The sequence below is a fragment of the Algoriphagus sp. NF genome (assembly GCF_028823735.1).
Classification (GTDB): Bacteria; Bacteroidota; Bacteroidia; order Cytophagales; family Cyclobacteriaceae; genus Algoriphagus; species Algoriphagus marincola.
In genome coordinates this window covers 56,958-70,586 of record NZ_JAPEIB010000006.1, presented here as the reverse complement: position 1 = coordinate 70,586, position 13,629 = coordinate 56,958, and the positions used below count along the sequence as shown (strand labels likewise).

The 13,629-nt window shown below is 42.2% G+C and carries 12 protein-coding genes; 10 read left to right on the top strand and 2 right to left on the bottom strand.

Going from position 1 to position 13,629, the window contains the following annotated elements:
• Positions 1-3: 3 nt before the first annotated feature.
• The 3 genes from OU792_RS04315 to OU792_RS04305 all read left to right on the top strand — a co-directional run bounded on the left by OU792_RS04315 (position 4) and on the right by OU792_RS04305 (position 5,678).
• Positions 4-555, top strand: a complete 552-nt coding sequence (locus tag OU792_RS04315; protein ID WP_274669570.1) for a 2'-5' RNA ligase family protein — start codon at positions 4-6, stop codon at positions 553-555.
• Between the two features lie 482 nt (positions 556-1,037).
• Positions 1,038-4,175: a SusC/RagA family TonB-linked outer membrane protein gene (locus OU792_RS04310; protein WP_134199101.1), complete on the top strand. Its 3,138-nt coding sequence runs from the start codon at positions 1,038-1,040 to the stop codon at positions 4,173-4,175.
• Positions 4,176-4,187: 12 nt separating this feature from the next.
• A complete protein-coding gene (locus OU792_RS04305; protein WP_274669569.1) occupies positions 4,188-5,678 on the top strand; it encodes a RagB/SusD family nutrient uptake outer membrane protein in 1,491 nt (496 codons plus the stop codon).
• Positions 5,679-5,926: 248 nt separating this feature from the next.
• Here the strand turns inward: OU792_RS04305 and OU792_RS04300 are convergent, their stop codons facing one another.
• Entirely contained in the window at positions 5,927-6,424 is a 498-nt protein-coding gene (locus OU792_RS04300) for a DUF6702 family protein (protein ID WP_134199103.1), read from the bottom strand.
• A gap of 82 nt (positions 6,425-6,506) precedes the next feature.
• On the opposite strand from OU792_RS04300, the gene OU792_RS04295 reads away from it, so the two are divergent.
• Together OU792_RS04295 and OU792_RS04290 are read left to right on the top strand one after the other, a co-directional pair.
• Positions 6,507-7,088: a HupE/UreJ family protein gene (locus OU792_RS04295; protein WP_026946733.1), complete on the top strand. Its 582-nt coding sequence runs from the start codon at positions 6,507-6,509 to the stop codon at positions 7,086-7,088.
• Between the two features lie 13 nt (positions 7,089-7,101).
• A complete protein-coding gene (locus tag OU792_RS04290; RefSeq protein WP_274669568.1) occupies positions 7,102-9,444 on the top strand; it encodes a M1 family metallopeptidase in 2,343 nt (780 codons plus the stop codon).
• Between the two features lie 452 nt (positions 9,445-9,896).
• Here the strand turns inward: OU792_RS04290 and OU792_RS04285 are convergent, their stop codons facing one another.
• Entirely contained in the window at positions 9,897-11,024 is a 1,128-nt protein-coding gene (locus tag OU792_RS04285) for an amidohydrolase (protein ID WP_274669567.1), read from the bottom strand.
• Between the two features lie 166 nt (positions 11,025-11,190).
• Between OU792_RS04285 and OU792_RS04280 the strand changes: the two genes are divergently transcribed.
• The 5 genes from OU792_RS04280 (at position 11,191) to OU792_RS04260 (ending at position 13,444) form a co-directional block, all read left to right on the top strand.
• Entirely contained in the window at positions 11,191-11,415 is a 225-nt protein-coding gene (locus OU792_RS04280) for a ribbon-helix-helix domain-containing protein (protein WP_134199108.1), read from the top strand.
• Positions 11,412-11,762, top strand: coding sequence for a type II toxin-antitoxin system RelE/ParE family toxin (locus OU792_RS04275; protein ID WP_274669566.1), 351 nt, complete (start codon positions 11,412-11,414; stop codon positions 11,760-11,762). Before OU792_RS04280 ends, OU792_RS04275 begins: the two co-directional genes overlap by 4 nt.
• A gap of 175 nt (positions 11,763-11,937) precedes the next feature.
• Positions 11,938-12,114: a hypothetical protein gene (locus OU792_RS04270; protein WP_166669344.1), complete on the top strand. Its 177-nt coding sequence runs from the start codon at positions 11,938-11,940 to the stop codon at positions 12,112-12,114.
• A gap of 6 nt (positions 12,115-12,120) precedes the next feature.
• Positions 12,121-12,717 carry a pseudouridine synthase gene (locus OU792_RS04265; protein WP_222584146.1) on the top strand — a complete coding sequence of 199 codons (597 nt, stop codon included), beginning with the start codon at positions 12,121-12,123 and terminating at the stop codon, positions 12,715-12,717.
• A 196-nt stretch (positions 12,718-12,913) separates the two neighbouring features.
• Positions 12,914-13,444: a hypothetical protein gene (locus OU792_RS04260; RefSeq protein ID WP_274669565.1), complete on the top strand. Its 531-nt coding sequence runs from the start codon at positions 12,914-12,916 to the stop codon at positions 13,442-13,444.
• Positions 13,445-13,629 lie beyond the last annotated feature (185 nt).

Below are 13,629 nucleotides of genomic sequence, written 5' to 3'. Positions count from 1 at the left end.
TTAATGGCTGACTTACAAAAATATTTTTTAGCAATACTTCCTCCTAAAGAATTTAGGGAGCAAGTTCACGATTTGAAACTTTCGCTCAAGGAAGAGTTTGGGGTAAAATATACCCTGAAGTCTCCGGCCCACATCACCTTGAAAATGCCCTTTATGTACAACGCAAACAAGGAGGATCGTTTGGTGGAAGTACTAAAAAATTTCAACCAAGGATTTTCTCCTTTCCCCCTGAGCATTCGAGGTGTGGATCAATTTCGGAGGCGTGTTTTGTTTTTGAGTGTGGCGAAACAACCCAAGCTGTTTGAACTGCAGGATGGCCTGAGAAATTTTGGTAAAAGACATTTAAAATTGAATCTAGAGTTGAGCGATACCAATTACCATCCTCATTTAACGGTTGCCTTTCAGGATATCAAGAAGGAGCAGTTTGAGTCTATTAGGTTAAGAGTAGAAAATGCGGGTTTAGAAGTAGATTTTAAAGTTGGAAGTTACTATTTGTTAAAGCGAAAAAATGGACTTTGGGAACCCCAAAAGGAGATATTTTTAGCAGAAACTTGACCTTTTGCCCATTTTTTAATCCATTCGAATAAATTTTTAACAAAAATTTAATTTTGACAGGTGCTTAAAAAGCTTTTTAAAATTCCGAGAATATGATTTTCAAAAACGAACATCATCAGAATAATATTTTAAAAATATGATTATGGGTTTAATATTCGGAATAATATTTCCATCAAATCAATTTTTGCAGAACAAAAAATTAATTGAATTATTCCAAGTTTAAAAATAAACTAGACTATTTTTTATCGTTTTCAGAATTTATTATCGAGAATTTGAAAATAATATTAAAAATTCGTGGTTTTTGAATTCCGGACAGTGTTCGGACACCAGTAAATCCAAATATTATTTCTAAAATTTGATATTTTCAGTATGATAGTATGATTTTTACCTTTTTTTTGAGCATCTACCAAATTTGCTCTTTCACAAATTAGTATCGTCTTTTATCTCCACGAAAATTAAATCATTTTATTAAAACTAAACCTATGAAGAAAATTTTACTGGGTTTTGTTTTTGTATTGCTGGCATCCGTGTCGGTAATGGCGCAAAACAAAACCATCACAGGTAGAGTGACATCACCGGGTGAACCTGAGGGTTTGATCGGGGTGAATGTCCTAGTGAAGGGTACGACCATTGGTGTCGTAACGGATTTGGATGGAAGGTATACCCTTTTGGCTCCAGAAAGTGCCACTACATTGGTGTTTAGCTACATAGGCTATCGCAGTGTGGAAGAGCAAATTGGCAATCGTTCTGAGATCAATGTAGTGATGGAAGAAGATTCCCAGAATCTGGAAGAAGTAATCATTACCGCCTATGGTGGTACCGTGGACAAAGGAAACTTTACCGGTTCTGCTGTAGCATTGAAAGGAGATCAAATCGCAAACAGACCGATCAATAACGTAGTAAACGCGATTGAAGGTCAGGCTCCTGGTGTAATCACTACTTCTGCTTCCGGTCAGCCAGGTTCTACTCCAGCTGTTCGTATTCGTGGTATTGGTTCTGTAAACTCTTCTTCTTCTCCACTTTATGTGGTGGATGGGGTTCCATATGATGGAGCACTTTCCAATTTGAACCCAGAAGATATCGAGGACATGACCATTTTGAAGGATGCTTCTTCAGCAGCTCTTTACGGTTCTCGTGCCGCTAACGGTGTGATCATGATTACCACTAAGACTGGTAAGAAAAACAAGCCGACTTTCAATTTGAGATTGCAGCAAGGTATCTCAAGCCGTGCACTTCCTGAGTATGATCGCGTAAATGCAGATCAGTACTACCCGCTAGTGTGGGAATCTCTCAGAAACTCACAGCTTGGAAATGGTGCCAGCGGTGCTGATGCAGCTGCTTTTGCTTCTAACAACCTGATTGACATTCTTGGTTACAACATCTACAATGTGCCAAATGATCAGATCGTGGGTGCAGACGGTACGTTGAACCCTAATGCAAGAAACAACTTCCAGGGTCTTAACTGGTTCGACGAGTTGGAGCGAATGGGTGATCGTAAGGAATACAACATGACTTACTCAGGTGGGTCTGAGAAGACTGATTTCTACACCTCTTTCAACTATTTGAATGAGAAAGGATTTATCATCCAGTCTGATATCGAGCGATTCACTGGTCGATTGAATGTAAATACCCAAGCTACTGACTGGTTGAAGACAGGTATCAACCTTTCTGCTACTTTGAGTGAAGGAAACAATGCAAGAGATGGTGGTAGCAATAGCTTTGTGAACCCATTCTTTACTGCAAGATCCATGGGTCCAATCTATCCGGTATTTGCTCAGAATATGCAAACTGGTGGATTCATCCTTGATGAATTTGGAAATAGAATCTATGATCTAGGTGACTTGGAAGAGCTTGGTTTGCCTCGTAGAGGTGCAGGCGCATATCCAGGTCGTCACGTGGTTCAGGAGACTTTGCTAAACGTAGATAGATTTGATCGTGATGTGATCTCTTCTCGTGCATATGTTGAGGCTAAGTTTTTGAAGAACTTCACTTTCAGAACCAATATTGCCACTGATATCACTTCACTTCTTGACATCGGATACGACAACACGATTGTGGGTGATGGTGCTCCAGCAGGACGTACCCGTAGAGAGAATGTGCGAATCAACTCTTTGACTTTCAACCAGCTCTTGACGTATACCAATACGTTCAAAGAAAAGCACTTCGTAGAGGTTTTGGCAGGTCATGAGAACTATGATTATCAAGTAAATCGTCAATTTATTTCCAAGCAAGATCAAATCTTGGCTGGTAATATTGAGCCAGACAACTTTGTAACGATCAACTCTGCTACAGGACGTCTAGACCGTGACAGAATTGAGTCTTACCTTTCTCGCTTGAACTATGTGTATGACGACAAATACTCTTTCTCTGCATCTTGGAGAACGGATGGTTCTTCTCGATTCTTCGAGGACGTTAGATGGGGAACATTTTTCTCAGTTGGTGCTGCTTGGTCTATCGATCAGGAAGACTTCTTTAACTCAAATTACTTCCAGTTATTGAAGTTTAGAGCTTCTTACGGTGAAGTAGGTAACAACGCAGTGGGTGGTTTCTATCCTTGGCAGGCACTATATGATCTTGGATTCAACAATGCTAACGAGCCAGGTATCTTACAAGCTTCACTTTCTGCACTTGACTTGCAGTGGGAATCAAACAATACCCTTGACTTCGGTTTGGACTTTGCTTTTGCAAACAGATTCTCAGGTACCATCGAATACTTCAACAGAGAGTCTAGTAACCTTCTTTTCGAAGTTCCACTTTCTTTGACTACAGGTTTGAATAGCCGATTCCAAAACATCGGTACTATGTCTAACAGAGGTATTGAATTTAATATCGGTGGTGACTTGGTACGTTCTGGTGATTTCCGTTGGAATGCAAACGTAAACGTATCTACCTTCGAGAATGAGTTCAAAGAGCTTCCATTCGATGAGCAAATCGTAGGTACTAAAAAATATGTAGTAGGTCGTTCTATCTATGACTTCTGGTTGAGAGACTGGTATGGAGTAGATGCTGAGACCGGTGAAGGTCTTTACAGAGCAGAAGAGTATGCAGAAGATGATCCTCGTGATCGTATTGTGAATGGTGATACACTTACTACCAATTTCCAGAATGCACGTTTCCACTTCGCTGGTAATGCAATCCCTGACTTCTTTGGTGGTTTGACCAACACTTTCACGTACAAAGGATTCTCCTTGAATATCTTGATGAGCTTTGCAGTGGGTGGTGATATCTACGATGGTATCTACGCTGGCTTGATGTCTGCCGATCCTGATGGTGGCGCACTTCACGTGGATATTCTAAACAGATGGCAGCAGCCAGGAGATGTAACCGACGTTCCTAAAATGGACGTAACGGGTGCAGCTCAAACCAACGTGGCATCTGACAGATGGTTAACGGATGCTTCTTATCTGAACCTACGATCTGTCAACTTGTCCTACACTTTCCCGCGTACCCTGTTGGAGCGTTGGAAAATGAGAGGAGCTACAGTTTATGTAGCAGGTGAAAACTTGGGATGGCTTTCTGGACGTTCCGGTATGTATGTATCCGGTACATTCAGCGGTACGACTTCCAATACCTTTACCCCAGCTAGAACATTCACGCTTGGTGTTAACTTACAACTGTAATTTACCAAAACAATGAAGAAATTAATTAGTAAAATATTCTTACTCGGAGCAATCCTAAGTTTTGGTTGCGCTGAGGACTACTTGGACACCCTCCCTACGGATGCGGTATCCGAAAATGCTGTCTTTACGACTACAAAAAATGCTTTTACAGCTCTAAACGGTATCCATAGATCCATGTTTATCCGCTATGATTCTCAGGGTCAGCCTGGTGAAGGTGGTGTGATGATCATGAGAGAAGCGCTTGCTGAGGATTATGTATTGACTGGAATTGCAAATGGTTGGTTTATCTCTATGTCTAGATGGCTAAACCATATCAATGAAAACAGTGGTGATGTTCGTTTTGTCTGGAGATTCTACTACAAAATCATTGGTAATGCGAATATGATCATCGCTAATATTGATGAGGCCGAAGGTCCTCAGGCTGAAAAAGATGAGATCAAAGGTCAAGCTTTGGCCTACAGAGCTTGGGCTCACTTCAACTTGGTTCAGCTTTTTGCTGAGCGCTATCAAGCAGGTGGTGGTAATAGCCAACTAGGTGTTCCAATCGTATTGGAGCCAATCACCGAAGGTGGTGCTCGTAATACAGTAGAGGAAGTTTATACTCAAATCAATGCTGACATCGATGCTGCTATCGCTCTTTTGGATGAAGGTAGAAACGCAAAGTCTCACATCAACATCAACGTGGCTCGTGGTATCAAGGCTCGTATTGCTTTGACTCAAGGTAACTATGCAGTAGCTGCTCAGCAGGCTAGCCAGGCTCGAGAAGGATACGAATTGATGTCTGAGTCTCAGCTTTACGAAGGATTCAACAATGTTGATAATCCGGAGTGGATTTGGGGAAGCCGTCAGATTGACGATCAGCAGACATTCTTCGCTTCTTACTTCGCTTACGTTTCTTTGAACTTCAGTTCGACGAATATCCGAGGTAATCCGAAGGCGATCAATAGTAAGCTTTATGCTGAAATCTCTGATACAGACTACAGAAAAGGCCTCTGGGATCCGAATGCTTCTGATCCTGCCTTGAGAGATCCATTCATCGATGAGGTTACTTTGAGCTCCTTTGCAAAGCGTGACTACATGAACCGTAAGTTTATCGCTCAAGCAAATGCAAGCTCTGTAGGTGATGTGCCTTACATGAGAGCTTCCGAAATGTTCTTGATCGAAGCGGAAGCTTTGGCAAGAGCTGGAAATGACAGCCAAGCTGCTCAGGTTTTGTTCAACTTTGCTTCTCAGCGTGATCCTGAGTATACCTTGACTACCAACACTGGTGCAGCTTTGATCGAAGAGATCATGATACAGCGTCGTATCGAGCTATGGGGTGAAGGCTTCAGATTCTACGACTTGAAGCGTCTGAACCTTCCATTGGATCGTACTGGTGCAAACCACGTAGAGACTGTGATCAACTCTAAGTTTGAAGAGCCTGCTGGTACTTCAAACTGGCAGTTCAAGATTCCTATCTCTGAATTGAACGCTAACGAAAACATGGTTCAGAATCCTTCTTAAGGATTTCTAAATCTTTAAAAGTAAAAGTCCGGGCTTAGGCTCGGACTTTTTTGTTTTCAGAATATCTACTGCCATAATATTGATTGATCTATATCCGTTTTTAGGTCAGTAATCAAAGAGCACTGTTACAAGAACCTTAGAGGTTCAGAATCAAGGAGCTTCGATCTTCATTCTTCCGACTTCCTTCTGGGAAGTATAGAAATTGGGCTACTGGAATCATTCAGCATATACAGAATCACTTTTTCAAGCTATTTCAATTCCAATTCATCTGTTTCCTGTCCTTTTCCCAACAGCAAACTTCTAGGGCTTCGGCTATTTCCCTTATAAACATGGACGATGTTTTGCTGTGTGGAGAAGTCTTCAATTAGCACTGAGTTTTTTACCCGAATGCTATTCTCCAGCTTAACGGGCTCAGATTCGATATAAAACCATGCAGCATCTTCTTCTACCTCGAAGCCAAGAAGAACCAAATTGACCTCGTTTTCAGCGATCCAGATCTGAAAGTTCTCCTTCAAGTAGTCCTCTACTTGCTTTTGAAGAAGTTCGGGGTTTTCAGGATTCAGAAAGTCTATGGATTGCTCATGAAAACTGCTTAAACCTACTTCCAAATCATCCCAAAAAATTTTGGAGGCAATCTCCAATCGTTGGGAATTCGGGTTTTGACGGATTTCTGTCAAGGAAATGTAAAATGGGTGGGATAAAACCATCCATCCCAAGGAAATCATGGAGATGTAAAACTGTTGCATTTGGAAGAATTTGGGGACTATATTATGGGAATAAACCTGTATTATTGCCGCAATTTACTTCAATTGGAATATTTATTCCCTTATGGATTCATTCGAACTCTATTTCCGCATCGGACTTCAGCATATACTCGATATTCAAGGGTATGATCATATCCTATTCGTATTGGCTCTATGCGCAGTGTATATTCCACGGGATTGGCGCAAGATCGTGATATTGGTTACAGCCTTTACTATTGGTCATTCACTAACTTTAGCCTTGGCGACATTCAAAATTGTGCAGGTAAGATCTGATGTGATCGAATTTCTGATACCGGTCACCATAGCGATTACTGCTTTTTTGACTATTCTTAAGCCAAGACCTTCTTCGGGTAAGAATATTCAGTTAAATTATTTCCTCGCTTTGGTTTTTGGATTGATTCATGGTTTGGGTTTCTCCAATTATCTTCGAGAATTGCTTGGAAAAGAAGCGATGATTTGGAAGCCACTTTTGGCTTTCAATGTGGGATTGGAAGTGGGTCAGTTGGTTATTGTGGGAATATTCTTGACAGTGACTGGAATTCTAGTAGGAATCGCTGGAGTCAATCGTAGAGATTGGACTTTGGTCATTGCTTCCTGTGTCTTTGGGATTGCCCTTTCATTAATGTTAGAAACGAAATTTTGGTAAAATATATAGTATCATGATTAGAAAATTAGGACTCGCATTAGCAGTTTTTGCGCTGGTATCGACCGAATCTTGGTCACAGGCGCGTCGATCTGAGCAAAATCATGCCGAGCGATTTGAGCAGCTCGGAACCATGCTTCGCTCTCCCAATGTCTATCGCACTGCCTCCGGTGCTCCCGGTCATATGTATTGGCAGCAGCAGGCAAACTATGTGATCGATGTCGAACTGAATGATGACAATCAATCCATCTCAGGAAGGGAAACTGTCACTTACATCAATAACTCGCCTGATGTATTGACTTACCTCTGGGTACAGTTGGAGGAAAATCAGCGAGGTCCGGAATCGGACGCTCCTAAAGTGGCCGAAAGCTCTATCAATTCCCGTATGACCATGCGTACGCTAGAAGGTATTCTTTGGGAAAATGAGGAGTTTGGCTACAAGGTTTTGAATGTCAAAGACTCCGAAGGGAATGCCCTTCCGGTTGCTGTCAATAAAACCATGATGCGAATTGACCTTCCTGAGCCTTTGAAATCAGGGGAAAGCTTCAGCTTTTCCGTAGACTGGTCTTTCAATATCACCGACCGTATGTCTTACATTTCAGGCCGTCCAGGCTATGAGTTTTTCCCAGAGGATGGGAATTACCTCTATACCATGGCAGAATGGTTCCCTAGAATGGCTGTTTATTCCGACTTCGAAGGCTGGCAAAACAAGCAATTCTTCGGAAGAGGAGAATTTGCGCTGGTTTTTGGAGACTATGAAGTTCGAATCACCGTACCGGCAGACCATATGGTCGGTGCCACAGGAGTGCTACAAAACCCGGAAGAAGTGCTTTCTGCTACCGAATTGGAGCGCTGGAATAAGGCCAAGCAGACCTATGACAATCCTGTGATTATTCGTACGCAGGCAGAAGCAGAGAAACTGGAAAAAGGCAAATCGAGGGAAAAGAAAACCTGGATTTTCAAAGCTGAAAATGTTCGGGACTTTGCTTGGACTTCTTCCCGTAAATTTATCTGGGATGCCATGGCAGTAAAACAAGGCGGGAAAGATGTAATGGCCATGTCATACTATGCCAAAGAAGGCAATCCGCTTTGGGAGCAATATTCCACTAGAGTAGTCGCTCACACCATCAAATCCTATTCGGCTAAGACCTTTGACTATCCTTATCCAACGGCGATCTCCGTGGAAGGTAGCAATGGTATGGAGTATCCGATGATTTGCTTCAACTATGGCCGTCCTGATAAAGACGGAACTTACTCTGAAGCCGTCAAATACGGAATGATATCGGTAATCATTCACGAAGTGGGTCACAACTTCTTTCCGATGATCGTCAACTCGGATGAGCGTCAGTGGACCTGGATGGATGAAGGCTTGAATACCTTTATGCAGTTTATGGCTGAGCAGGAATGGGATAGAAATTATCCTTCCCGTCGCGGTCCTGCTCACAAGATTGTGCCTTACATGAGAAGTGAAAAGCAATACTTGGAGCCCATCATGACCAACTCTGAAAATATTATTCAATTTGGTCCGAATGCATACGCCAAGCCGGCAACTGCCTTGAATATCTTGCGAGAGACGGTGATGGGAAGAGAGCTGTTTGACTTTGCTTTTAAGGAGTATGCGAGAAGATGGATGTTTAAGCATCCTACACCGGAAGATTTGTTTAGAACCCTAGAAGATGCTTCTGCAGTGGATTTGGATTGGTTCTGGAGAGGTTGGTTTTACGGGACAGAGCCCGTGGATATCGCGATTCAGGATGTGAAATGGTTTAAGCTGGACAACAGCACTCCGGCTGAGAAAAAGGCTGCTGAAAAGGCTGAATTCGAGCGTGAAGAAAGCTACATCTCGAAGGAATTTAATAAAGCGGACGTTCCACAGACCGTTTTGGAAGCGGATCCGGCTACTCGCGATTTCTACAACAGTTATGATCGATTTGCCATTACTCCTGAAGATGAGGAGGAATACAAGCGATTCATGGCGAGTCTTTCACCAAAGGAGAAAGAATTAATGAACTCTGATCTAAATTTCTACGAACTCACTTTTGAGAATGTAGGTGGCTTGGTGATGCCTTTGATTATCGAATTCCAATATGCTGATGGTACTTCGGAAATCGAGCGGATTCCAGCTGAAATCTGGAAACTGAATGAAACTGAAGTGACTAAAGTATTTGCAAAGGAAAAAGAAGTGGTTCAATTTGTGCTAGACCCGATGCGCGAAACTGCCGATATCGATGAGTCGAGCAACTACTGGCCGAGACAGTATCAGCCTAGCCGCTTTGAGCTTTTCAAGGGTCGTGGAGGAGCAAGAGGTGCTTCTACCGGGGACAATCCTATGAAAAGAGCTCAGAGTAAAAGGAAGTAAGTTTAAGTTGTGAGTGAAGACACTCACAACGGCTGAGTGATTTTAAGTTGTGAGTGGGATGCGCCTAAGGCGGACAGGCTACTTACAAAGTCAACAAATAAACGAAGAACCCTCCAAGAGTCTCGATATCTGTCGGGATCACTTTGAGGGTTTTTATTTTTTATTCGCCATTTCCTTGCTATCTCGCTGTCCTGCATCTTCAGACGCTGGACATATTGCTCGGTATTCCTCTGACATAGTGAAAAATGGAACGGAAACCCTATGTGCACTATGTTTCTATCTGGTTTTAAAAAAGAGGAACCACATAGTCACATAGTTTGGAGTTGGCTAATTGCATTTGAATTTGAGAAACTGTATGAGTTGAGGGACTCGAATTAAAAGATTGCAAATCTTCCGATCTTGCTTCGAGATTACATCCGAGATACTTATCGGGACTCGAAGAGCGGTTTGGTTTACGATTTTATTTCTGATTGATTCCTGACAATTCTATCAAATATCCCCACCCCCGTTTCGATCAATTCATCCGGGAAATCATAAGTTGGTTCATGGAGTTGGGGAGAATTCTCTCCTGTACCCAAACCAAATAAATAAGCGGGACAACTTTGGCTGAAAAGTCCAAAATCCTCGGACCAACGGAAGGGATCTTCTTTTTCTACCACTTCTAATGCTAAATTTTCAAAGGCTTGCTCGGCTAATTTTGCTGCGGCAGGGTCATTCTTCGATACAGCAAAGCTTTCCTGGAATTGCATGTTAATGTCCAGGTTTTCAGTTTTTGCTAGCTGTTTTGCTTTGTTCTCTACCTCTTCGATAAGCTGTTCTAGGTTTTTTTGATCAAAAGCCCGAAGGGTCAAACTCACACTGCCTGTACCCGCACTGGTGCCAAAAGCCAAACTCCCGATCTGAACATGGATGACCGTAGCCAAACAATATCCCGGTATACCTTTACGTATTTCAGGCAATGCCAAAATTAATTTGGAAATGGCCTCTGCAGGATTTCGCCCGTCTTCAGGATGAGCAGCGTGGGAGGTTTTTCCTATGAATTGGAGAGTCATGCCCGTACTTCCTGCGGCAAAGCTTCCTTTTCGGGTAATGATCTGATGCAAGGGAAATCCGGGTAGATTATGCAATGCAAAAGCAAAATCAGGTCGGATTTTATCAAATTTTGGATCTTCCAAGACGCGTTTTGCTCCCTCACCGGTCTCTTCGGCAGGTTGGAAAAGCAGGACCACTTCCCCGGATTCGGGACGGTTTTGGGATAGTTTTTCTCCCAAGCCACAGATAATAGCCATATGGCCATCATGTCCACAGAGATGGCCTTTTCCGGGAACAGTACTCCGATAGCTTGGATTTCCTTTTTCCTGTATGGGTAAGGCATCCAGTTCACAGCGGAAAAGCAGGCGTTTACCGGGACTTTTTCCTTTGAAAATGAAAGCTAAGCCTGTTCCACCCAAGTTTTCGATCACCTCATCCGCTTGTAATGGCTTAAAGAATTCCAGAATCCGCTGGGCAGTCTCGGTTTCTTCTCCGGCAATTTCTGGATGCTGATGAAGGCTGTGTCGAAGTTGGGTCAGGGAATTCATGGAAGAAAGGTGGGGCTTATCTAATTTCTTTGCAAGCCTAGGAAAACATTAGTCTCAAATTCTTCAAATATTGATATTATATGAAGTATTTGGTAGATTTAGATGATCAATTTTAGGATGAATTATGGCAAAGACGGAATCTTTAAATATAGCTTTGACTGAAGAAATGAAAAAGTTTATTAACAGTCAATCTGGTAAAGGTACTTTGTATGCCACCCCCAGTGAGTATGTGAGGGACCTCATCCGTCATGAGCGTGATCGTCTGGAAGCGGCATCTTTGCGTTCAGCAATTATCGAAGGATATCAGGACGTCATCCATGGACGAACCAGGGAGTTCTCGGGGGATCTATTGGCTGATTTGAAGGCACATCAGAATGACCTTGAAAAGTGAAAAAGCTACTTCTTACTTCAAGAGCACTTTCTGATCTTCAAGAAATTTATGAGTATTCCATTTCTGAATGGGGTGAATCCACAGCCTTAAAGTATCTGCTTGGTATAGAAGACTGTTTAAATCTGTTGAAAGAAAATGAAGGTCTTCTGAAGGTAAACAAAACCATATCATCAAGATTTGTGGTATATCCTGTTCAAAAACACTTTTTAGTCTGTGATATAATTGGAGATGCGATTTGTGTGCTTACCATAAGGCATACTTCCATAAATTTATTGGAACGATTGAAAAAATTAGAGCCTACCTTGGACGATGAGGCTAAAGCGATTTACAAAAAATCAATGAAGTAGGTCTTTCCTTTGCCCCTCCAACCTTTGCTGGACTTAAAACCACTTCCATTAAATTTTTTATCTACCTGATTTTCAATTGGAATCATTTTTGCCACAGTTTTTTTACTAGCAATCGGGAACTTACGTTTCATTCTTGCTATTTTAACCCATCAATCAACCTTTAACCACAACTTTTATGAGCGAATTACAACTGAAAGAACTAGAAGCACAGATTGCCGAATTGAAAGGCAAATTGACTGGAGACATGTTTCAGGACATGGATATCCGTGATCAGATCCACAATCTCGAGATGAAACTCAAAGGCGTCAAGCCCATGGATTCCAGTATTGATTGCATCGGTTGCGGAAGCTGATCAGTTTTGAACCGGTACTTTATCATTTACAAACCCTTTGGGGTTTTGAGCCAATTTAGCGGAGAGGGGCAGACACTGGCCTCTCTTTTTCATTTCCCCAAAACAGTCTATCCAGTCGGTCGTCTCGATAAGGACAGCGAGGGCTTGCTCATCATCACGGATGATAAGCAGCTCAATCACCAACTGCTGAACCCCCGGTTTGCCCATCAGCGAACTTACCTGGCGCAGGTGGAGGGGATTCCCGATCAAGAGGCCATGCGTAATCTGGAAAATGGCGTGACGATCAACGTGGATGGGAAAATGTATTCCACCAAGCCTGCCATCACAAAAATCCCGGAAGAAATCCCATCCCTGCCAGATCGGAATCCTCCTATCCGCTATCGCAAAAACGTTCCCGATACCTGGATAGCCTTGACCTTGATCGAAGGAAAAAACCGGCAGGTGCGAAAGATGACAGCCGCAGTGGGTTTTCCTACCTTGAGGCTGGTTCGCTGGTCGGTGGAGAAGTTGACGATTGAGGGCTTTCAGGTGGGTGAAGTCCGGGAAATGGGTAAGGAAGAAATATACAAATCCCTAGGCTTGACTGGTTTTCGGAGGAGGTAAGTTTTGGTTTATGCTCACCACGACGCAGCGGTGCTATGATTTTTTATTTTGGAAAGGGGGAAAATGCGAAGGTTTGATCCCAAAATAGCAGAAATATTGGTTGTAGAGGCTGTCAAATGTGTTTAAGCGCAAATGGGGTTTGGGTTGATACTTGAGCAGGCAGGTCTTATTTGAATAAGGAAGAATTATAAAAAAGATGAAATACATTTCCATCAAATTTAGAAACCGACAATGGGATGCACAAATTAATAGTGGTAGGTATTCTATCATGTTTGTGGCTGTAATTGCTAAGTCTAAGGGATTGGAAAAGTCATTTATCGAACTTAGAGGGAAAAATTTTGTCACAAAAGAAAAACATTCTTGGATAGATCTAGAAGACATACAGGCAGAAGAAGAAGTTCAAATAGAACTATGTGAAGAAGAAAAGTCTAGAAATAAAAATTTACAGCCTGAGGAAGAACAATCTCAAATTGTTCAGCAATTATCTACCGATAGGCCGAGTCCCAATTACTTTACTGTAAGTTTTAATGATCAAATGGTGGAAGGAGTAATCAAATCGGATGCAAATGATACCATATTTCTACTTTCTGTAAAGGTATTTGATAAGGATGAACAGATAGAAGCCTTACTATTTGGAAATGCGGCCCATAATCAGGACGATGAAGGGAGTATTTCGCTGGATATTGGAAATGCACGACATTTTACCCTTCGGTTCAAGCACAAATAAATTGTATTTCGATGGTTGCTGCCAGGTATGAATCAAGAAAAAAATCCAGCTTTCGGAAAAGCAGGATAACCTACTATTACACCCTTTTGTCGTAGCGACTTTGAGAAAGGAATCCCTTCTTAAAAATTCCTAAAAATCCACTTACTCCCCTGAGATTACCGCTTCAAAGAATTAAGATTGCGCTT

Excerpts from the sequence above, each read along its gene's own strand:
- OU792_RS04270 (WP_166669344.1), top strand. The coding sequence starts at position 11,938 with ATGAGCGAATTACAACTGAAAGAACTAGAAGCACAGATTGCCGAATTG.
- OU792_RS04305 (WP_274669569.1), top strand. The coding sequence starts at position 4,188 with ATGAAGAAATTAATTAGTAAAATATTCTTACTCGGAGCAATCCTAAGT.
- OU792_RS04310 (WP_134199101.1), top strand. The coding sequence starts at position 1,038 with ATGAAGAAAATTTTACTGGGTTTTGTTTTTGTATTGCTGGCATCCGTG.
- OU792_RS04290 (WP_274669568.1), top strand. The coding sequence starts at position 7,102 with ATGATTAGAAAATTAGGACTCGCATTAGCAGTTTTTGCGCTGGTATCG.
- OU792_RS04300 (WP_134199103.1), bottom strand. The coding sequence starts at position 6,424 with ATGCAACAGTTTTACATCTCCATGATTTCCTTGGGATGGATGGTTTTA.
- OU792_RS04260 (WP_274669565.1), top strand. The coding sequence starts at position 12,914 with ATGAAATACATTTCCATCAAATTTAGAAACCGACAATGGGATGCACAA.
- OU792_RS04285 (WP_274669567.1), bottom strand. The coding sequence starts at position 11,024 with ATGAATTCCCTGACCCAACTTCGACACAGCCTTCATCAGCATCCAGAA.
- OU792_RS04280 (WP_134199108.1), top strand. The coding sequence starts at position 11,191 with ATGAAAAAGTTTATTAACAGTCAATCTGGTAAAGGTACTTTGTATGCC.
- OU792_RS04295 (WP_026946733.1), top strand. The coding sequence starts at position 6,507 with ATGGATTCATTCGAACTCTATTTCCGCATCGGACTTCAGCATATACTC.
- OU792_RS04315 (WP_274669570.1), top strand. The coding sequence starts at position 4 with ATGGCTGACTTACAAAAATATTTTTTAGCAATACTTCCTCCTAAAGAA.